This is a genomic window from Kutzneria sp. CA-103260 (assembly GCF_018263855.1).
Taxonomy (GTDB): domain Bacteria; phylum Actinomycetota; class Actinomycetes; order Mycobacteriales; family Pseudonocardiaceae; genus Kutzneria.
This window is the reverse complement of sequence record NZ_CP073318.1, coordinates 10,682,385-10,702,389: the sequence shown is the minus strand read 5'-3', so window position 1 is coordinate 10,702,389 and position 20,005 is coordinate 10,682,385. Positions and strand designations below refer to the sequence as shown.

The window sequence follows — 20,005 nt, the reverse complement described above, 5'->3', positions numbered from 1 at the left end:
GACCCTACGCCGCGAACCCCCGTGAGCAGAACGTGCGAAACACGGGAAACGCGCGATGGGCGAACAAGCGCGACAAGGGTTCGCACGGTGACGGCGGCCACTTACCGTCCTGCCGCAACAGAGAAGGAGCTGGCCAATGACGACCGGACCCGTCATCGAGTTACGCGCGGCGACCAAACGGTTTCGCGGCGCGACCGGCGGTGTGCACACCGCCGTCCGGGAACTGACCCTGTCCGTGCAGCCCGGTGAGTTCGTGGCCGTGGTCGGCCCCACCGGCTGCGGCAAGTCCACCACGCTGTCCCTGGTCTCCGGCCTCGAACCGCCCTCCAGCGGCGTCGCGCTGGTCCGCGGCGAGCCGGTGCTGGGCATTCCCGAGGGCATCGGCTACATGTTCCAGAACGACGCCGTGCAGCCGTGGCGGTCCGTGCTGGACAACGTGGCCGCCGGCCCGCGCTACCGCGGCGCCTCCAAGGCCACGGCCCGGGAACTGGCCCGGGTCTGGGTGGACAAGGTCGGCCTGGGCAAGTTCGCGGGCTACTACCCGCACCAGCTGTCCGGGGGCATGCGCAAGCGCGTGGCGCTGGCCGCGACCCTCGTGAACGAGCCGTCGATCCTGCTGATGGACGAGCCGTTCAGCGCGCTGGACGTGCAGACCCGGGCCCTGATGCAGGACGAACTGCTGCGCCTGTGGTCCGGCTCCAACGCCACTGGATCAATTCTCGACCCTGCCAGCAGGTCTTCGGTCATCTTCGTCACCCACGACCTCGACGAGGCCATTGCCTTGGCGGACAAGGTGATCGTGATGACCGCCAGCCCGGCGACCGTGAAGGCCGCCTTCGAGGTGAAGCTGCCGCGGCCGCGGCTGGTCGAGGAGATCCGGATGACGCCGGAGTTCCAGTCCGTGTACCGGGAGATCTGGGAATCGTTGCGGGAAGAGGTGGACAAGGCCCGTGAGCGCAGCAGTGTCGTTGCCAGCTGAGACCGTGCCGGCGCGAGAGCTCGCCAGCGCCGCCAGCGCACGGCGTAACCGCAAGCTCAAGGTGTGGTCGATCCGGGCCGCGCTGGTGGTGGCCTGGCTGGCCAGCTGGGAAATCGCCGCCACCTACTGGATCGACCCGTTCTTCTACTCCAAGCCCAGCCAGGTGTGGCTCAAGCTGGTGGACTGGTTCACCGTCGGCACCAGCCAGGGCTCGATCTGGACGAACATCGCCGCCACCATGGAGGAGGCCGTGATCGGCTTCCTGATCGGCGCGGCGGCCGGCATCGTGCTCGGCGTGCTGCTGGGCCGCAGCCCGCTGCTGTCGGACATCTGCGCGCCGTTCATCAAGGCGGTCAACGCCGTGCCCCGCATCGTGCTGGCGTCGCTGTTCGTGATCTGGTTCGGCCTCGGCATGCAGTCCAAGATCGCGACGGCGTTCATCCTGGTGTTCTTCGCCGTGTTCTTCAACGCCTTCCAGGGCGCCCGCGAGGTGGACCGCAACCTGATCAACAACGCCCGGGTGCTGGGCGCGAGCAGGTTCCAGGTGCTGATGACCATCGTGCTGCCCAGCGCCACCTCCTGGATCCTGGCCTCCCTGCACTCCGCCTTCGGCTTCGCCCTGATCGGCGCCGTGGTCGGTGAGGTCGTCGGCTCGGAGACCGGCCTCGGCCTGCTGATCGCCCGCTCCCAGGGCAACTTCGACACCCCCGGCATCTACGCCGGCATGATCGTCATCACCGTGCTGGCCCTGCTGGCCGAGGCGATCCTCACCGCGCTGGAGAAGCGGCTGCTCAAGTGGCGGCCGACCGCGGCGCACGAGCAAGGAGCCCAGATATGAACCTGCGTACCCCTGTCACGCTGGTCATCGCCGCGGCGACCGTGCTCAGCCTGGCCGCCTGCCGCGACTCGCGCACCGACTCCGCCGCCTCCGACCACCTGCGGATCATGGTTGGCGGCATCGACAAGGTGATCTACCTGCCGGCCAAGCTGGCTGACCAGCTCGGCTACTTCAAGGAGCAGGGCCTCACCGTCGACCTGGCCACCCAGCAGGCCGGCGTGAACGCGGAGAACTCCCTGATCTCCGGCGACGTGCAGGGCGTGGTCGGCTTCTACGACCACACCATCGACCTGCAGACCAAGGGCAAGTGCCTGACATCGGTGGTGCAGCTGGCCAACATTCCCGGCGAGGTCGAGATGGTGTCGCCCGCCCAGGCCGGCACGATCAAGTCGGCGGCCGACTTCAAGGGCCGCAAGCTGGGCGTGACCGACCTCGGCTCGTCCACCGACTTCCTCACCCAGTACCTGGCCCAGCAGCACGGGCTCAAGGCCGGCACCGACTTCTCGGAGGTGAAGGCCGGGGCCGGGTCGACTTTTGTCGCCTCGCTGGAAAACGGCCAAATTGACGCCGGCATGACCACCGACCCGACGGTGGCCCAGCTCACCGCCACCGGCAAGGGCAAGGTGCTGCTGGACATGCGCACCGAGGCCGGCACGAAGGCGGCGCTGGGCGGGCTGTACCCGGCCAGTTCGCTGTACATGTCGTGCGACTACGTCAACGCGCACAAACCGGTCGTGCAGAAGCTGGCCAACGCCCTGGTCAAGACCCTGCAATTCATCTCCACGCACTCCGGCGCGGAGATCGCCGCCAAGATGCCGGCCGACTACGCCGGCAGCGACAAGTCCCTGTACGAGAAGGCGATCGGGGACACGAAGTCGATGTTCAACGCGGATGGCAGGATGCCGGCGGACGGTGCCGCGAACGTGCTCACCGTGCTGAGTCAGTTCTCCCCCAACGTCAAGGGCAAGAAGGACAGCGTCCGGCTGACTGAGACGTACACCACGGAGTTCGTGGACCAGGTTAAGCCCTGATCCCTACAGCCCAGGGCTTGACCGGCCGACTAGCTTATTGAGGGTCGTGACGTACCAAGCGGTAACTCCGCTCGGGGCACAGTCGGCTCAACCCTGGGGTGCAAGGAGGATCGGTGGTACGCGCGTTGATGGCTTCGTCGGCCGTCGCGGTCGGTGCCTCGGCCATCGTCGGTGTGTTACTCGGCGCCTATCTGCACGAGCTCGACGCGAACGCGGCGACTCCGCCGCCCGCGGTCTCGTCCCTGCCGACCACGGTGAGCACCCAGGTGTCCACCGTGGTCGTCACGGTAACGCCGACGACCACGGCGACCAGCACCACCACGGCGACGCAGCAGGTGGACAGCCACCCACAGCAGACCACCACCAGGAACACGCCCACGACAACGAAGGCCACCCAGCCGCCGGTGCAGACGACCCAGCCCGCGCCGCCGCCGACCACCACGACCACGTGCTGGTTCCTCTGCGGCCACTGAGCCTCACGCGGCGGAAACCGGTCGGAAACAGCGGGCCGGCACGCTGGGTCACATGGGCACTTCCACTTGGCGACTACGGGTTCGGCTGGCCGACAGCCCGGGCGTGCTGGCCCGGTTGACCGTGCGACTGGCCGACCAGTACTGCAATGTGCTCGCGCTCACGGTGCTGCCGGTGCCGGACGGCGTGGTCGACGAGCTCGTGGTCACCGCGCCGGATCGGTTGCGGCCGGCTGATCTCGTGGCTCTGCTGGAGGCCGAGGGCGGTCGGGAGGTGTCGATCGCCGCCGCCTCGATGCACGACCTCGTCGACGAGCGGGCCGCCGCGCTGCGGGCCGTCGGCCGGGCGCTGGCCGAGCCGTCCGAGCTGGCGGCGTCGCTGCGTTCCGTGCTGGGCGCGGATTCCGTCACTCCGGTGACCCCAGGGCCGCAGATGACCGGCTGGGGCGTTTCCGCGCTCGACGGTCACCAGTTCGTGGTCAACCTTCCGGGTGGCAGCACGCTTCTCGTACGCAGAGCGTGGGCACCGTTCACCGACACCGAGCTGGCGCGGGCGTTCGCGTTGCTGGAAGTGCTGGGCTCGGCCGGACGTGAGGTCAGCGAGCCCCAGGCCGTGCTGACCACCGACGGCGCCGGTCTGGTGCTGCGCGTCGGCCGTCCCGCCGACGCCGACGACGTTGCCGCGCTGCACAAGCGCTGTTCGATGCGAACCCTGTTCACCCGCTACCACGCCGGCGTGCGGACCGTGCCGCGACGCTGGCTGCACCGCCTGCTGAGCCCGCCGCGCGGCATCACCGTGCTGGCCATGGCCGGCAGCGAGGTCGTCGCCGTCGGACAGCTGATCGGGATGTCGACCCCCGGGCTGGCCGAGGTGTCCCTGCTCGTCGAGGATGATTGGCAGCGGCGCGGCGTCGGCACGGCCCTGTTGTCCCATCTGGCTTCCGTCGCCCGCGGCGCCGGCTACGAAGAGCTTGTCGGGTGGTGCCTTCCGGCCGAGGACGCGCTCACCCGAACGGCCGCGCGGGCCGGTCTGAGCACACGACAGCGTGTGGAGGACGGGTTGCTCAGAGTGGCCGTTTCCGCGATCCGAACCGGTTCAGTTGCGCGTGTGAGCGCTTCCACGAATGACTTCAAGCGTTAAGCTCCTTGCCGAAAGCCGCCTCGTGCGAGAGCGGCTCGTGAGGAGCAGACGTGGTCGTGCACCGTCCCAACGACCGGCCGACCCTGGAGGACGTCGCGGCCCGCGCCGGGGTGTCCCGGGCGACCGCGTCCCGGGTGCTCAACGGCTCGCCGAAGGTGAGCCCGGCCGCGCTGGAGTCGGTCAACTCCGCGGTGCTCGAACTCGGCTACCAGCCCAACCAGGCCGCGCGCACCCTCGTCACCCGGCGCACCGGGGCCGTCGCCGTGCTCATCTCCGAGCCCCAGCCCAAGATATTCAACGACCCCCACTTCGCCGGCCTGGTCAAGTACTCCGCCATGGCCCTGGGCGCGCGGGACTCGCAGATGGTGCTCGTGCTCGTGCACACGCCCGAGGACCAGCTGCGGGCCCAGCGCTTCCTGGCCGGCGGGCACGTCGACGGGGCCCTGCTGTTCACCCCGCACCAGGACGACCCGCTGCCCCTGTCGGTGCGCAAGCTCCCGCTGCCCATCGTCTTCGGCGGCCGGCCGTGGGGCAGCCTGCGCGGGCTGCACACCGTCGACAACGACAACGAGAACGGCGCCGCCATGGCCACCCGGTACCTCATGGAACGGGGCTGCCGGCAGGTCGTCAGCGTCACCGGCCCCACCGACGAGCTCGCCGCCACCGACCGCCTCGCCGGCTTCCGCGCCGCCACCGGCGCCGCGTCCGATTCCCAGCTGGCCCAGATCACCGAGTGCGGCTTCTTCTCCCGTGAGGGCGGCGAACGCGCCATGACCGCGCTGTTGGCCCGGGTCCCCGACCTCGACGGCGTATTCGCCGCCAACGACCTGATGGCCGCCGGCGCCATGACCGCCCTGCGCGCCGCCGGCAAACGCGTGCCCCAGGACGTCGCCGTCGTCGGCTTCGACGACGACGAGTCCGTCGCCCCCCACACCGACCCGCCGCTCACCTCCGTCCGCCAGGACATCGGCCGCCAGGTCCAGTCCATGGTCGACCGCCTCTTCGCCCTCATCCGCGGCGAAGAACCCCGCCAGCGCCACCAACTCCTCCCCGTGGAGCTCGTGCACCGCCACTCGGCCTGAGTGATCTCGACGGGCAAAGCGGCTGCCTTCACGGCCTTTGAACGGCCGTAAAAACGGGCAGCCGGTTTGACATGCGAGCAGGCCACCTGGGGAAAGTATTCTTCGATAGCATCCTATAGCGACGTTGCTTGACGGTGACTCGGATCACATGAAGGCATCCTTTGCTGGTCTCGCACATCTTTATGTGCAACTAGGCAAACACGCCGGCAAATACACGAGCACTTGTTTCGAGGGGCGGATTGTGAACATCAACGCGAAGGTGATCCGGCGGGGCGCGACGGCGGTTGCGGCGGTGGCCGTGATGGGCGCGATGGGGGCGTGCTCGGCGAACGGGACGCTCACCGTCACGCCGGCGTCGCCGGGGGCCACGACCAGCAGCAGCGCGGCGGCCCAGGGCACGAATACCAGCGGCGGGGCAACGCAGGGCACGGACACCAAGGGCACGCCGGTGACCAACGGGCAGGGCTCGGGCGGCTCGGGCGGCCACCCGGCGTGCGCGAACATGAAGGTGTCGGACGTGTCGCCGGACGTGACCAACGGCGGCTCGCAGTGGAAGCTCCCGATCAAGCTGATCAACCAGGGCAGCACGGCCTGCACGGTGCAGGGCTTCCCGGGTGTCCGGCTGAACGGGGCGGACGGCACCACCTGGGACCTGGTCCGCACCGGCGACCCCATCACCCCGGTGCTGCTCGCCCCGGGCGAGTTCGCCATCGCCGACCTCACCTACCTCACGGCCGGCAGTGACGACGGCGGCAAGGGCTGGCACGTCTCCACGGTGTCGATCACGCCGCCCAACGGCACCAACACGCAGACCATCCCGTGGGCCGACAGCCTCGACCTGGTCAAGCAGGACGCCGCCACCCACCCGGGCACCTACATCGGCCCGGCCCACGCCGGCAGGTAACGACGTCGAATGCCGTGGGAATCGGGGGTTCCCACGGCATTCGACGTTTTTCTACACGGCGATGGCGGCCGGATGGCGCTGGGTGTTCTCGGTGACCATCAAAGGCAATTCCGGATAGTCGATGCCGAGACGGAGCATGAGCTCGGCGAAGGCCTCGTCAGTGCCGTCGGAGAACTGGGTGGCGAGCAGGCGAACGCCACGCAGGCCGGGGTGGCCGCCGCCGGTGACGCCGAGGGCGTCCTCGGCGGGAACGACGCGGGTGGGCCCGTAACAGGTGACGCCGTACCAGTTGACGGGTTCGGCGATGACGTCCAGGTCGCCGTCAAGGACCACGGAGTCCCAGGGGCCGAGCCACGCGGTGTCGGCGAGGACGTCGGCGGGGTAGCCACGGCCGAAGAGGGGGTCGAGGAAGAAGCGGTTGCGCAGGCCGTCGACCTTGCGGAAGGCGGTGGTGTGCGCGTGGTCGTCCCGGTCGACGAGCACGGTGGTGAGGTTCAGCACGATGGAAACCTCCTGCTCGGGGGCTCGGTCGCGAATCTCTGAGACCGCGAGGCCATGCCCGAGCAGGAGGTGGTGGGCGGAGCGCAGCGCGCCGACGGGGTCGTGGGGGAAGCCGAGGAAGGCGGCGCGGGAGGGCTCGTCGAGGGTGGTCCACAGCCGGACCCGGTCGCCGAGGGCGTCGTGCACGGCGGCGGTGTACTCGCCGAAGCGCAGGGCGGTGTCGCGGTCGGCCCAGCCGCCGGCCTCGTCGAGGGCCTGCGGCAGGTCCCACTGGTAGAGGGTGACGATCGGGGTGACGCCCTTGTCCAGCAACCGGTCCACGAGCCGGTCGTAGTAGGCGAGGCACGCCCGCGGCACGGGGCCGCGTCCGTCGGGCTGGACACCGGCCCAGGCCACCGGGAAGCGGTAGGCCGGCCGGCCGAAGCCGGCGAAGGTGTCCCAGCAGCCGTCGGCGGTGGCGGCGACCGTCCGGCTTCTGCCCATCGTCCGTCCTCCCTCGACAGCGAGCGGTGAGAGCGCTCTCACCTTGACCGTGACAGCGCTCACTGTCAAGGCGTTGACAAGTTTCCGCAGCTAGTCGCAACCGAGCCGGTACCATGACCGACGGTGACGAGAGGAGGTGGTCGTGGTGAGTAGCGACGGAAGTAGTAGCAGCTGTCCCACGGCCGCCCGGTACCCGTCTGTCTGATCCCCAGCCAGCGCACCGCGGGGCCTTCACCCACGCGCGCTGGGAGTCCCGTCATGACCAGGACGACGCAGGCCGTCGCCGCCACGCTCACCGAACTGTCCGCGATGGACGCCGCGATGCTGATCCGCCACCTCGGCGCCAGCCCGGCCGGCCTGACCACCCTCGAACGCAATGCCCGGCTGGCCCGGCACGGCCGCAACGAGGTCGCGGGCCGGAGCCCGCACTGGACGGCGCGGCTGCTGCGCGGCCTGCGCAGCCCGTTCGTCGGCCTGCTGCTGGGCCTGGACCTGGTGCTGGCGCTCACGGCCAACTACGCGGGCGCCGTCACGGTCGGCGTGATGGTCCTGGTCAGCGTCCTGCTCCGGATCACCCAGGAGTACCGCTCGGACCGGGCCGCCAAGCGCTTGCGGGACCTGGTCGCGACGACGGCGGTCGTGGCCAAGCGCGGAACCGGCTCGCCGCGCCGGTTCACCGAGCCGGCGGCCGCGGCGCTCGGCGCGGTCACCGCCGAGGTGCCGGTCGAAGAGCTGGTGCCCGGCGACGTCGTACACCTCAAGGCCGGTGACCTGGTGCCGGCCGACTGCCGGCTGCTCACCGCCAACAACCTCGTGGTCGAGCAGGCGACGCTGTCCGGGGAGTCGCTGCCGGTGCGCAAGACCGTGACGACCGACCGGATCGCCGGCAATGTGCTCGACTCGCCGGTGTTCTGTTTCCTCGGTTCCACGGTGGTCGGCGGTTCGGCGACGGCGGTGGTGGTCGGCACCGGCCGGTGCACCTACCTGGGCGCCATCGCCAGCCGCCTCACCGACCACGACCGTGACACCGACGCCGGGATGCGCTCGGTGAGCTGGACGCTGATCCGGTTCACGCTGGTGCTGGCGCCGATCGTGCTGCTGGTCAGCGGCCTCACCCACGGCGACTGGACGGAGGCGGCGCTGCTGGCGGTCTCGGTGGCCGTGGGCCTGACGCCGGAGATGCTGCCGGTGATCGTCGCCGCCAACCTGGCCAAGGGCGCGAGCGACCTGGCCAGGCAGCAGGTGATCGTGAAGCGGCTGCGGGCCGTGCACGAGTTCGGGCAGCTGGACGTGCTCTGCGTGGACAAGACCGGCACGCTCACCGACGACCGGATCGTGCTGGCCGACCACACCGACAACCGCACGCTCGAACTGGCCTACGTCAACGCCGCGCTGCAGACCGGACTGCGCAACCCGTTCGACCGCGCGGTGATCGACGCCGTCGAGCCGGACCACCGGCTCATCCTCGAGGCTGGCTGGCGGCTGGTCGACGAGCTGCCGTTCGACCACGAGCGCCGGCGCATGTCGGTGGTCGTCCGCGACACCGAGGGCCGGCACCTGCTGGTGACCAAGGGCGCGGTCGAACACGACGAGGCGGCGAACGGCACAAGGGTGCTCGGCGTGTGGTGCAAGGAGGTTGACGCCCGGCATATCTACCAGCTGGCCGACGAGGACGGCGCTGACCTGGTGGGCCACCTCTTCTTCCAGGACCCGCCGAAAGAGTCGGCGGCCCAGGCCGTCAAGCAGCTGCGCGAGCTGGGCATCGAGATCGTCGTCGTCACCGGCGACAACGAGCGGGTGGCCGGCAAGGTGTGCCGGGACATCGGCATTCCGGACGCCACCGTGCACGCCCGCGCCACGCCGGCCCGCAAGGCCGAGATCGTCCGGGAGTTGCGGGAAGCCGGCCACACGGTCGGTTTCCTCGGCGACGGCGTGAACGACGCGGCCGCGCTGCGCGAGGCCGACCTGGCCATCTCGGTCGGCGGCGCGCTGCCGGTCGCGCGGGACACCGCCGAGGTGATCCTGCTGCGCAAGGACCTCACCGTGCTGGCCGGCGGCGTGCTGGCCGGCCGCCGCACCTTCGCCAACACGATGAAGTACGTGAAGCTGACCGCCAGCTCCAACTTCGGCAACGTGCTCAGTGTGCTGGCGGCGGCCGTGCTGCTGCCGTTCCTGCCGATGCTGCCGGTCCAACTGCTCGTCCAGAACCTGATGTATGACATTGCTCAACTGGCGATCCCGTGGGATGGCGTGGATCGTGAGCAGGTGAGCTCCCCTCGCAAGTGGGCCGGCGGCGACCTCGCCCGGTTCATGCTGTTGGTCGGCCCGCTCAGTTCCGTGTTCGACCTCGCCCTGTTCGCCGCGATGGGCCACTTCGATCCCGCGACCTTCCAGACGGGATGGTTCGTCGAGGGTTTGCTGTCCCAGCTGCTGATCGTGCACGTGATCCGCACGCAGCGACTGCGCTCCCGGGCCAGCCTGCCGGTGCTGGCCGCGACCGCCGTCGTGGCGGCGATCGGCCTGGCGCTGCCGTTCACCGGGCTGTTCGGCCTGGTGGCGCTGCCCACCGGCTACTTCCCGTGGCTGGCCGCCGTCCTCGTCGGCTACTGCGCGCTGGTGCAGGCCGTGAAGTCCCGCTATGTCCGCAAGTTCGCCACCTGGCTGTGAGGAATTCTCGTGAACACCCTTGACATGGCCCTGCGCCTGCTGGCGGGCGTCGGACTCGGCTCGGCGATCGGCTTCGAGCGGCAGTACCGGGCCCGGATGGCCGGCCTGCGGACCAACGCGCTGGTCGCCGCGGGCGCGACCCTGTTCGTGCTGCTGTCCGGGTACGGCTTCGACGCCGTGCCCGGGCACGCCAGCGCCGACCCGACCCGGGTCGCCGCGCAGATCGTGTCCGGCATCGGCTTCCTCGGCGCCGGCGTGATCATGCGGGATGGCCTGAACGTGCGCGGCCTGAACACCGCGGCCACGCTGTGGTGCTCGGCCGCGGTCGGCGCGCTGGCCGGGGCCGGGCTGTTCGAGCCGGCGGTGGCCGGCACGGCGGTGGTGCTGGTGGCCAACGTGGCGCTGCGCTGGGTGGGCCGGGTGGTGGACCGCCGGCCGGCCTCGGGCGAGGAGACCACCACGGCGTACACCTTCATGGCCGTCACCAAGGACGACGCCGAGGCGCACATCCGGGCGCTGCTGGTGCAGTCCATGACCGGCACCTCGTTCCAGCTCCAGTCCGTGTCCAGCAAGAACAGCTCGGTCGAGGGCTACGTGGAGGTGCGCGCCGACCTGCTCACCGACAACCGCGACGACAAGCAGATGGAGTCGGCGGTGTCCCGGCTGAGCATGGAGCCCCAGGTGACCAGCGTCCGCTGGACGGCCCGGGCCACCCGTAACGGTGCTTCCCGGGACGACGACTGAGCCGCATTGGTAGGGTCACGCGTCGGCGGGGGCCGGCCTCGAGACGGGGGTACCTGTGGGACTGATCGATAAGATCAAGGGCGAGTTCATCGACATCATCGAGTGGACCGACGACAGTCGGGACACCATTGTCTGGCGGTTCCCCCGCTACGACAACGAGATCAAGATGAACGCGAAGCTGACGGTGCGCGAGTCGCAGGCGGCGGTGTTCGTCAACGAGGGCCAGATCGCCGACGCGTTCCCGCCCGGCATGTACACGCTGCAGACGCAGAACATGCCGATCCTGTCGACGCTCAAGGGCTGGAAGTACGGCTTCAACTCGCCGTTCAAGGCCGAGGTCTACTTCGTCAACACCCGGCAGTTCACCGACCTCAAGTGGGGCACGCAGAACCCGGTCATCCTGCGCGACCCCGAGTTCGGCATGGTGCGGCTGCGCGCCTTCGGCGCGTTCTCCATCCGGGTCATCGACCCGCCGGCCCTGCTGCGCGAGCTGGCCGGCACCGACCCGCAGTTCCGCACCGAGGAGGTCTCCGAGTACCTCCGCCAGATCATCGTCGGCCGGCTGGGCACCGCGCTGGCCACCTCCGGCGTGCCGATGCTGGACCTGGCCACCCAGCAGGGCTCGATCGGCGACCGGCTGGCCCAGGCGCTGAGCCAGGAGCTGGCCTCGGTCGGCATCGCGATCCCCAAGTTCGTCATCGAGAACATCTCGCTGCCGCCCGAGGTCGAGGCCGCGCTGGACAAGCGCACCCAGATGGGCATCGTCGGCGACCTGAACCAGTACACCCAGTTCCAGGCGGCCAACGCGATCCAGGACGCCGCCAACAACCCGGGCGGCGCGGGCGAGGGCCTGGGCGTCGGCCTGGGCATGGCGCTGGGCCAGCGGGTCGGGCAGCAGTTCCAGCAGCAGCAGCCCTATCCGCAGCAGGGTTACCCCCAGCAGCAGCCGGGTTACGGCACTCCGCCGCAGGGTTACCCCCAGCCGGGGTACCAGCAGCAGGCCCCGCCGCCGATGGCGCCGCCGCCGCTGCCGCAGCAGACCCAGTGGTACATCGGGGCGAACGGCCAGCAGGCCGGCCCGTTCGACCAGAACGGGCTGCAGCAGCAGGTCGCCGCGGGCGTGCTGACGCCGCAGTCCCTGGTGTGGCACCAGGGCATGGCGCAGTGGACGCCGGCCGCACAGGTGCCGGAGCTGACGCCGCTGTTCGGCGCCACCCCGCCGCCGCTGCCCCCGCAGGGGTGACCCGGTGACCGGACCCTTCACGCCCGGCGGGACGGTGTCCCCCAACGCCTTTCCGTGTGGCGGCTGCGGCGCGCGCGTCGAGTTCGCGCCCGGCACCACCGCCATGCGCTGCCCGTACTGCGGGTACGAGCAGCAGATCAGCCACGGCGACAAGCAGATCCAGGAGCACTCGTTAGCCGAGCTCGGCACGCTGTCCCGCAAGCCGGTCGCCCAGCTCGGCGCCTACGTCTACGTGTGCCAGCGCTGCGCGGCGCAGACCCAGAGCAACGACACCGCCACGCTGTGCCAGTTCTGCGGCAGTCCGCTGGTGCTGGATCCCAATGCCAGCGGGCAGATCGTGCCCGAGGCCGTGCTGCCGTTCATGCTGGACCGCAACGGCGTGCGCGAGTCGCTGCGCAAGTGGATCAACTCCCGCTGGTTCGCGCCGAACGCGCTGAAGAAGGTCAGCGAGGCGGAGTCCACCCGTGGCACCTACGTGCCGCACTGGACCTACGACTCGCAGACCTACTCCAGCTACTCCGGGGCCCGCGGCGAGCACTACTACGTCACCGAGCGGTTCACCAACAGCGACGGCAGGACCGAGACCCGGCAGGTGCAGAAGACCCGCTGGTACCCGGTTTCCGGTCAGGTCAGCCGGTTCTTCGACGACGTGCTGGTGCCGGCCAACACGGCCAACGTGCCGCCGGCCAAGGTGGACGCCATCGCGCCGTGGCCGCTGCCCGAGGCCGCCCCGTACGCCCCGCAGTACCTGGCCGGCTTCAACTCGCTGCGCTACGACGTCGAGCCGGAGGCCGGCCTGGACGAGGCCAAGCGGCGGATGGCCGGCGTCATCCACGACGACTGCCGGCGCGACATCGGCGGCGACGAGCAGCGGGTCGACGGCGTCAACACCAACTACACCGCCGTCACCTTCAAGCTGATGCTGCTGCCGATCTGGATCGCCTGCTACCTCTACGGCGGCAAGACCTGGCAGATCCTGGTCAACGGCCGCACCGGCGAGGTCAACGGCGAACGCCCGTACAGCAAGCTGAAGATCTTCTTCGCGGTGCTGGTGGCCATCCTCGTGCTGGTCGTGATCGCCTACTTCTGGCTGCACGGCCACAGCACCACAACCACCGTCCACAGCCCGACGACAACCCACCATCATTAGCGCGGGGCAGGTCCCCGCGCAAGCCCTTGATGTTGTGAAAGGACCATTCCTCTCATCCAACGAGAGGAATGGTCCTTTCCAACTATGGGGTCAGGGGCCGAGCAGGGTGGTGAGGCGGGTGGGTTCGGGGGCGTGGCAGCGGGCGTAGAGGTCGCGGGCCTCGCGCCAGTGCGGCTGGGCGGCGAGCGCGCCGACGGTGCCGCGTAAGGCGATTCCCAGTGTGCACAGGGTGGCGGCGACGCCGAGGCGGTCGCCGGACTGCCGCTGCACGGACAGGGCCTCGGTGGCCAACTCGGCGGCGCGAGAGGGCTGCGGCCCGCCGAGCGCGATGTCGGCCAGCACGGACAGCGCCCGCCCTTGCAGGGCAAGGTAACCGGCGTCCATGGCGATGCCGAGGGCGTGCTGCGCGTAGTCGGAGGCCAGCGTGAGTACGCCGTCGCACACCAGGTTGGCGGCCATGACGATCAGGGCCTCGCACTCGACGTGCCGCGCGCCGATGGCCCGCGCGAGGGTGAGGGCGCGCTCGCATTCCTCGGTGCCGCCAAGGATCGCGCCGAGCATCATCCGCCCGCACGCCTCCGTGCGCTGGTCCCCGAGGTCGACGCCGAACTCGACGGCGGCGTGGGCGGCGGCCAGCGCCTCGTCCCGCCGGCCGGCGGCGTGCTGGATCCCGGCGATGTACGCCTGCAACTGCGCTTCCTCGATCCGCGCGCCGATCTCATGGCAGCACGCCAATCCCGTGACGCAGCTGTCCAACGCCTCGTCGAGATCACCGCGCAGGCACAACGCCCCACCGAGGTAGACCAGCACCGCGCCCTCGCCACGGGGGTTGATCTCCCGCTGCACGGTCAGCGCCCGCCGATGGAAATCCACCGCCCGGTCGGCTTCGCCCCGCAGGTAGCAGACGATGCCGAGATTGGTCAGCGCCATCTCCTCGGTGTGCCGGTTGCCCAGCCGCAGCCCGATCCGCAGCGCCTGCTCGCAGTGCACGGCCGCCTGCTCCAACTCGCCGGTGGACATGGCGATCAGGCCGAGATTGTTGAGCACGGACGCCTGCCCGGAGAGCCATTCGGTCTCACGGCACAGATCCAGCGCCGCGGTGCACAGCTCGGTCGCCTCGCGGTACTGGTTCACGGCGTAGTGCGCGGTGCCGAGGCTGAACAGGGCGGCGGCCTTGGCCCGGGGGTCGCCGGTGGCCAGCGCGAGCGCGAGGCGGGCGGTGGCGAACCAGTCGGCGAATTCCCCGCCCTGGAACAGATATCCGCGGATGGCGTCGGCCAGCAGCCAGGCCCGCGTCCGCTGCCCGGCCCGCGCGGCATGGTGGATGGCGGCGATCAGGCTGGGCCGCTCCACGTCCAGCCAGGCCAGCGCGGACGCGAAGTCGTCGAACAGATCCTTGGTCGGCGGGGCCAGTTGCAGCATGTGCGGGTACAGCACGCCGACCGCCGCGCGGGCGTGCCGCAGGTACTCGTCGAGCAGCCGGCACAGCACACTTTCCCGCTCCTCGGCGCTGTCCTGCTCGTCGGCGCGGTCACGGGCGTAGTGCCGCAACAGGTCGTGGCAGGTGTAGCGGCCGAACACCGGCTGGTCGACCAGGTGCGCGGCGGCCAACTGGTCCAGCAGCCGGGCCGTCTCGCACGGGGTCGACTCGATCAGCACCGCCGCGGTCTGGGCACTGATGTCCGGTCCAGGGGCCAAACCCAAGCGGCGGAACAGTTCCTGGGCCTCCGGCTTCAGCCCGGAGTAGGACAGGTCGAACGCGGCCCGCACGGCGCTCTGCTCGTCGCCGTCGATCCGCAGCGACGTCAGCAGGTCGTTCTGGTCCAGGGTGGCGACGTAGTCGGAAATCGGCCGCGACGGGTGGTTCACCAGCTGGGCGGCAGTGATCCGCAGCGCCAGCGGCAGGTGCGCGCACGTGTCGGCCAGCTCCCGCGCGGAGTCCGGCTCGGCGTCGATCCGCTCGCCACCGATCATCCGACGCAGCAAGGAAAGCGCCTCGTCCGGGGACATCACGTCCAGCGCGAGCCGCTGGGCCGCGTCCAACGCGACCAGCCCGTCGAGGCGGTCCCGGCTGGTGATCACGACCTGGCACCGCGGGCCGGCCGGCAGCAGCGGCCGCACCTGCTCGGCGCTGACCGCGTTGTCCAGCAGCACCAACATCTTCCGGTCGGCCAGCAGCGAGCGGTACAGGCCGGCCGCCTCGGCCGGGTCCACCGGCACCTGGTCCGGCGGCACGCCGACGGCCCGCAGGAACTGGGACAGCGCCTGCAACGGCTGCACCGGCGGCCCGACCGAGTAGCCGTTGAGGTTGACGTAGAGCTGGCCGTCCGGGAACGTCGCCCGCGACCGGTGCCCCCACTGCACAGCCAGCGCTGTCTTGCCCACGCCGGCCGTACCGACCAGCAGCGTCACCGCGCCGGCCCGGTCCAGGGCCGCGAACTGGGCCTCGCGGCCGGTGAAGTCGCCGATGGCCGGCGGCAGCAGCGCCGGCGCGGTCATCGTCACCGCCGGCTGGCCGGCGCTGATCGTGAGGGCCGGGTCATTGCGCAGGACGGCCAGCTCCAGCCGGCTCAGCTCCTCGCCTGGGTCGATGCCCAGCTCCTCGGCCAGCACGGTCCGGGTCCGCCGTGACACGGCCAGCGCCCGGCTGCTCTGGCCGCCGCGGTGCAGCGCCAGCATCAGCTGCCCGACCAGGCGTTCCCGGGTCGGATGCTGGTCGGTCAGGGTGGTCAGCTCACCGAGCGTCTCCTGGTGCCGGCCCAGCCGCAGCAGCGTGTCGAACCGGTCCTCCTGGGCCACCAGCCGGGTCTCGGTGACCCCGCCGACCAGCTCCTCGACCACCTCCGGGTCGGCCGTGTCGACCAGCGCCGGCCCCCGCCACAGCGCCAGCGCCTCGTCCAGCTCGGCCAGCCGGGACTGGTCGTCAGCGGCGTCCCGGGAGCGGGTCAGCAGCTCCTGGAAGCGGTGCACGTCGATCAGCATCGGATCGGCCCGCAGCTGGTAGCCGGAACCCCGGGTGACGACCGTCAGGTCGGCGCCGGCCTCGGAGAGCAGGCCCCGGATGCTCGACACCGACACCCGAACCGCGTGTGAGGCCGTGCGGGGCGGCCGCACCGGCCATACCAGCTCGACCAGCCGGTCCACCGGGACCAGCCGGTTGACCTCGATCGCCAGCACCGCCAGCACCAGCCGGCGCTGCCGGGGACCGAGGTCGACGACTCTCTCCCCGATCCGCGCCTGCACCGGCCCGAGAAGCCGAATTTCCATGTGTCCCCCAGGACATTCCGCCGCTGGGAGACAGGAGCGCATCCCCTGTTCCTGGATACACGAATGGCGCTCGCCCCCGACGGACGAGCGCCACCCGGCTCTTGGAATTGGCTTCTAGGCTTCGGCCATGCCCGCGACGATGGACGTCCGGGCCGCCCGGCGGGCCGGGGCCAGCGCCGCCAGCACCGCGGCCAGCACCGCCGCCACCAGCAGCACACCCAGCTGGCCGCCCGGGATCGCCAGCCCCAGCTGGAGCTGCGGCGTGGAGATGGCCGTGATCAGCACCCAGGCGAACGCGCCGCCGAGCACCACGCCGAGCAGCGCGCCCATCACGCCCATCAGCACCGACTCGATCACCAGCATCAGCCGCAGCTGGCCCTTGGTCAGGCCCAGCGCCCGCAGCAGCGCCGACTCCCGGGTGCGCTCCAGCACCGACAGGCCCAGCGTGTTGGCGATGCCGAACAGGGCGATCACCACCGCCAGCCCGATCAGCGCCCACATCAGCGCCAGCAGGTTGTCGACCTGGCTGTTGAGCTGCTGCTTGGTCGCGGCCGCGCTGCTGACCTTGGCCACCGGCACGTTCGCGGTCGCCTGGTCCATCGCCGCCTGGCCGTCGCCCGGCGACACGCCCGGCTTGGTCTTGACCAGCACCTGGCTGTAGCCGACGACCTTGGGCGCGAGCGACGCGAAGGTGTCCAGCGTGACCAGGGCGTCGTCCAGGCCCTGCGAGTCGTAGACGGCCACGAGCTTGAGCATCTTGTTGCCGTCCGGCGTGCTGACCAGCACCTGGTCGCCCAGTTTGGCCCCGCCGACCGCCGACTTGTACAGCGCGACCGCGCCCGGGCCGAGCTGGCTCAGGTCGCCGCTGACCAGCGTCGGGTTGACCATGCTGCCCAGCGCTGACTGGTCGACGCCCATGACCTCCTGGTCGCCGGACTGGCCCACGGTCATCACCGTCTGGGCGCTGGCCGCGACCTGCCCGATCTGGGACACCGAGCGCAGCTGGCCGGGCAGCGTGGCCGGCAGCGGGTGGTCGTACACCGAGGACGTGACCACGAAGTCGGCCGGGAACCGCTGGTCCACCTGGGCGCTGGCGGCCTGCTTGCCGCTGGTGGCGACCACCGTCACCATCGTCACGATGGTCACGCCGATGATCAGCGCGGCCGTGGTGGCGGCGGTGCGCCGCGGGTTGCGGCCGGCGTTGACCGTGGCCAGCTTGGCCGGCACGCCGAACAGCAGCGCGGGGATCGCGCCGAGCACCTTGTTGATCGGGCCGACGATGAGCGGGCCCACCACGATCACGCCCAGCAGCATCACCATCGTGCCGCCGCCGACGACGAGCATCGCCGACATCTGGTCCAGCCCCATGCCCAGGCCGATCAGGCCGGCCCCGCCGAACAGCAGCACCGCGGCGCTGACGATGCGCCGGACGCCGGTGCGGCGGACCTCGTCGCGGCTGTCGGGCTGGCTGCGCAGGGCGGCCAGCGGGGCCACCTTGGTCGCCCGCAGCGCCGGCAGGGCCGCCGACGCCACCGTGACCAGGACGCCGACAGCGAAGGCCGCGAGCACCACGGTGCCGGTCATCGGGAGGCCGGTCGGAGCGGTCTCGCCGCCGCTGGCCAGGCTGACCGCCTGCTCCAGCAACGCGGCCAGGCCTACGCCGGCGCCGAGGCCGAGCACCGAGGCCACCAGGCCCATCACCAGGGCCTCCAGCAGCACGCTGCCGAACACCTGGCGGCGGTCGGCGCCCAGGCAGCGCAGCAGCGCCAGCTCACGGGTGCGCTGGGCGACCAGGATCGTGAACGTGTTGTAGATGACCATCGCCGCGACCACCAGCGAGATCAGCGCGAAGATCAGCATGATCTGGGTCAGGCCGCCGGAGCCCCGGGCCGCGTGGGTGAGCGTGTCCTGGGTGAAGGCGTCACCGGTCTGCACCGAGTAGGCCTTGCCCAGCTGGGCCGTGATCCGGTCGACCAGCTGCTGCTGGCTCACGCCCGGCGCCCCGGCCACCACGATCTGGTAGATGCCGGACTGCTTGCTCAGCGACTGCATCGCCGTCGACGTGAGCAGGACCTGGTAGTCGCTCAGCGACATCGTGTTGGCACCCTGGCTGTACGTGCCGACCACGGTCAGTGGCACGGCCTTGTCGCCGTCGGCCAGCACCGACACCTTCTGGCCGACGCCGATGCCGGTCGTCTTGGCCGTCCGCACGTCCAGCGCGATCTCGTTGTCCGCCTTGGGGAACGCCCCCGAGGCCAGGTCGAACTCCCGCAGCTGCGGCGTGCTCTCGATGGTGGAGACGAAGGCCGAGGCCGCCTTGCCGTTCGGCTTGACCAGCGGGATCTCCGTGGCGCCGCGGCCGTCCGCGCCGGCCACACCCGGGATCTTGCGGATCGCCTCGACCGTGTCCTGGCCCAGCTTGGCCTGGTTGGCGGTCGGCGTGTTCTCGGTCTCGTCGTCCCGGTTGATCGTGATCGACGCGTCGACGCCCTTGGTCTGGCGGGCGAGCTCGTCGTGCACCTGCTCGTTGAGGGCGTTGCCCAGGACCAGCGTGCCGCTGACGAAGGCGACGCCGAGGATGATCGCTATCGAGGACAGCACCATCCTCGCCGTGCGGGCGCGCAGACCCGCGAGCGTGGCCCGGAACATCACGCTCCCAGGTGCTTGAGGGCCGACAGCACGGAGTCGGCGGTGGGCTGGTTGATCTCGCCGGCGAGCCGGCCGTCGGCCAGCAGCACCACGCGGTCGGCGTAGGAGGCGGCCACCGGGTCGTGCGTCACCATGATCACCGTCTGGCCCAGCTTGCGCACCGACATGCGCAGGAAGTCCAGCACCTCCGCGCCCGAGCGGGAGTCCAGGTTGCCCGTCGGCTCGTCCGCGAACACCACTTCCGGCCGCGCCACCAGGGCCCGCGCGCACGCCACCCGCTGCTGCTGGCCGCCCGACAGCTCACTCGGCTTGTGGGTCAGGCGCTGGCGCAGGCCCACCGTGTCCACAATCGTGTCGTACCAGGCCTTGTCCGGCTTGCGGCCGGCCAACTCCAGGCCCAGCAGGATGTTCTGCTCCGCGGTCAGCGTCGGCAGCAGGTTGAACGACTGGAACACGAAGCCCACCCGGTCGCGGCGCAGCCGCGTCAGATCCCGGTCCGACAGCTTCGTGATGTCCGTCTGTCCGATGTAGACCTGGCCGTGGTCCACCGAGTCCAGGCCGGCCAGGCAGTGCATCAGCGTCGACTTGCCCGAGCCGGACGGCCCCATGATCGCCGTGAACTTCCCGGCCGCGAACGCCACGCTCACCCCGTCCAGGGCCCGCACCGCCGTGTCGCCCCGGCCGTAGACCTTCACCAGCTCGCGGGCCTGCACCGCGGTACGCAGCCCGACGTCGGACGCCACAGCAGACATTGTCGCTCCTCACCTGGAATTCGATGAGGCAGAACCTATGGTCGCCCGGGGTCCGCCAACATCCACTCGCGGGCGGGAAGCCACGTCGTCCCCGAGGCTGACGG

General features: G+C 70.6%; 15 protein-coding genes. 11 read left to right on the top strand and 4 right to left on the bottom strand.

The window, feature by feature from the left end; translation table 11 throughout:
• Positions 1–136: 136 nt before the first annotated feature.
• The 7 genes from JJ691_RS48065 (at position 137) to JJ691_RS48035 (ending at position 6,445) form a co-directional block, all read left to right on the top strand.
• A complete protein-coding gene (locus JJ691_RS48065; protein WP_211766033.1) occupies positions 137–979 on the top strand; it encodes an ABC transporter ATP-binding protein in 843 nt (280 codons plus the stop codon).
• A complete protein-coding gene (locus JJ691_RS48060; RefSeq protein ID WP_211766032.1) occupies positions 951–1,817 on the top strand; it encodes an ABC transporter permease in 867 nt (288 codons plus the stop codon). Before JJ691_RS48065 ends, JJ691_RS48060 begins: the two co-directional genes overlap by 29 nt.
• Positions 1,814–2,848: an ABC transporter substrate-binding protein gene (locus JJ691_RS48055; protein WP_211766031.1), complete on the top strand. Its 1,035-nt coding sequence runs from the start codon at positions 1,814–1,816 to the stop codon at positions 2,846–2,848. Before JJ691_RS48060 ends, JJ691_RS48055 begins: the two co-directional genes overlap by 4 nt.
• A gap of 113 nt (positions 2,849–2,961) precedes the next feature.
• The gene (locus JJ691_RS48050) at positions 2,962–3,321 is read left to right on the top strand and encodes a hypothetical protein (protein WP_211766030.1); all 360 of its coding nucleotides are present in this window, start codon (positions 2,962–2,964) and stop codon (positions 3,319–3,321) included.
• Positions 3,322–3,373: 52 nt separating this feature from the next.
• Positions 3,374–4,459 (top strand): GNAT family N-acetyltransferase, encoded by a 1,086-nt coding sequence (locus JJ691_RS48045; RefSeq protein ID WP_211766029.1) that lies wholly within the window; start codon positions 3,374–3,376, stop codon positions 4,457–4,459.
• Between the two features lie 50 nt (positions 4,460–4,509).
• Complete coding sequence (locus JJ691_RS48040) at positions 4,510–5,541, top strand: LacI family DNA-binding transcriptional regulator (protein ID WP_442912571.1); 1,032 nt, start codon at positions 4,510–4,512, stop codon at positions 5,539–5,541.
• A gap of 241 nt (positions 5,542–5,782) precedes the next feature.
• Positions 5,783–6,445: a DUF4232 domain-containing protein gene (locus tag JJ691_RS48035; protein WP_211766028.1), complete on the top strand. Its 663-nt coding sequence runs from the start codon at positions 5,783–5,785 to the stop codon at positions 6,443–6,445.
• Positions 6,446–6,496: 51 nt separating this feature from the next.
• On the opposite strand, the gene JJ691_RS48030 is transcribed toward JJ691_RS48035, so the two are convergent.
• Entirely contained in the window at positions 6,497–7,429 is a 933-nt protein-coding gene (locus JJ691_RS48030; RefSeq protein ID WP_211766027.1) for a family 1 glycosylhydrolase, read from the bottom strand.
• Between the two features lie 258 nt (positions 7,430–7,687).
• On the opposite strand from JJ691_RS48030, the gene JJ691_RS48025 reads away from it, so the two are divergent.
• Genes JJ691_RS48025 through JJ691_RS48010 form a run of 4 tightly spaced genes read left to right on the top strand, consistent with a single transcriptional unit; the run spans position 7,688 to position 13,233 of the window.
• Positions 7,688–10,096 carry an HAD-IC family P-type ATPase gene (locus JJ691_RS48025; protein ID WP_249227504.1) on the top strand — a complete coding sequence of 803 codons (2,409 nt, stop codon included), beginning with the start codon at positions 7,688–7,690 and terminating at the stop codon, positions 10,094–10,096.
• Positions 10,097–10,105: 9 nt separating this feature from the next.
• Complete coding sequence (locus JJ691_RS48020) at positions 10,106–10,840, top strand: MgtC/SapB family protein (RefSeq protein ID WP_211766026.1); 735 nt, start codon at positions 10,106–10,108, stop codon at positions 10,838–10,840.
• Between the two features lie 55 nt (positions 10,841–10,895).
• Positions 10,896–12,083, top strand: coding sequence for an SPFH domain-containing protein (locus JJ691_RS48015; protein WP_211766025.1), 1,188 nt, complete (start codon positions 10,896–10,898; stop codon positions 12,081–12,083).
• 4 nt (positions 12,084–12,087) lie between these two features.
• The gene (locus JJ691_RS48010) at positions 12,088–13,233 is read left to right on the top strand and encodes an NADH pyrophosphatase zinc ribbon domain-containing protein (RefSeq protein ID WP_211766024.1); all 1,146 of its coding nucleotides are present in this window, start codon (positions 12,088–12,090) and stop codon (positions 13,231–13,233) included.
• A gap of 90 nt (positions 13,234–13,323) precedes the next feature.
• Here the strand turns inward: JJ691_RS48010 and JJ691_RS48005 are convergent, their stop codons facing one another.
• The 3 genes from JJ691_RS48005 to JJ691_RS47995 all read right to left on the bottom strand — a co-directional run bounded on the left by JJ691_RS48005 (position 13,324) and on the right by JJ691_RS47995 (position 19,901).
• Complete coding sequence (locus tag JJ691_RS48005; protein ID WP_211766023.1) at positions 13,324–16,500, bottom strand: AfsR/SARP family transcriptional regulator; 3,177 nt, start codon at positions 16,498–16,500, stop codon at positions 13,324–13,326.
• 114 nt (positions 16,501–16,614) lie between these two features.
• A complete protein-coding gene (locus JJ691_RS48000; protein WP_211766022.1) occupies positions 16,615–19,149 on the bottom strand; it encodes an ABC transporter permease in 2,535 nt (844 codons plus the stop codon).
• The gene (locus JJ691_RS47995) at positions 19,149–19,901 is read right to left on the bottom strand and encodes an ABC transporter ATP-binding protein (protein ID WP_211766021.1); all 753 of its coding nucleotides are present in this window, start codon (positions 19,899–19,901) and stop codon (positions 19,149–19,151) included. Before JJ691_RS47995 ends, JJ691_RS48000 begins: the two co-directional genes overlap by 1 nt.
• Between the last annotated feature and the right edge of the window lie 104 nt (positions 19,902–20,005).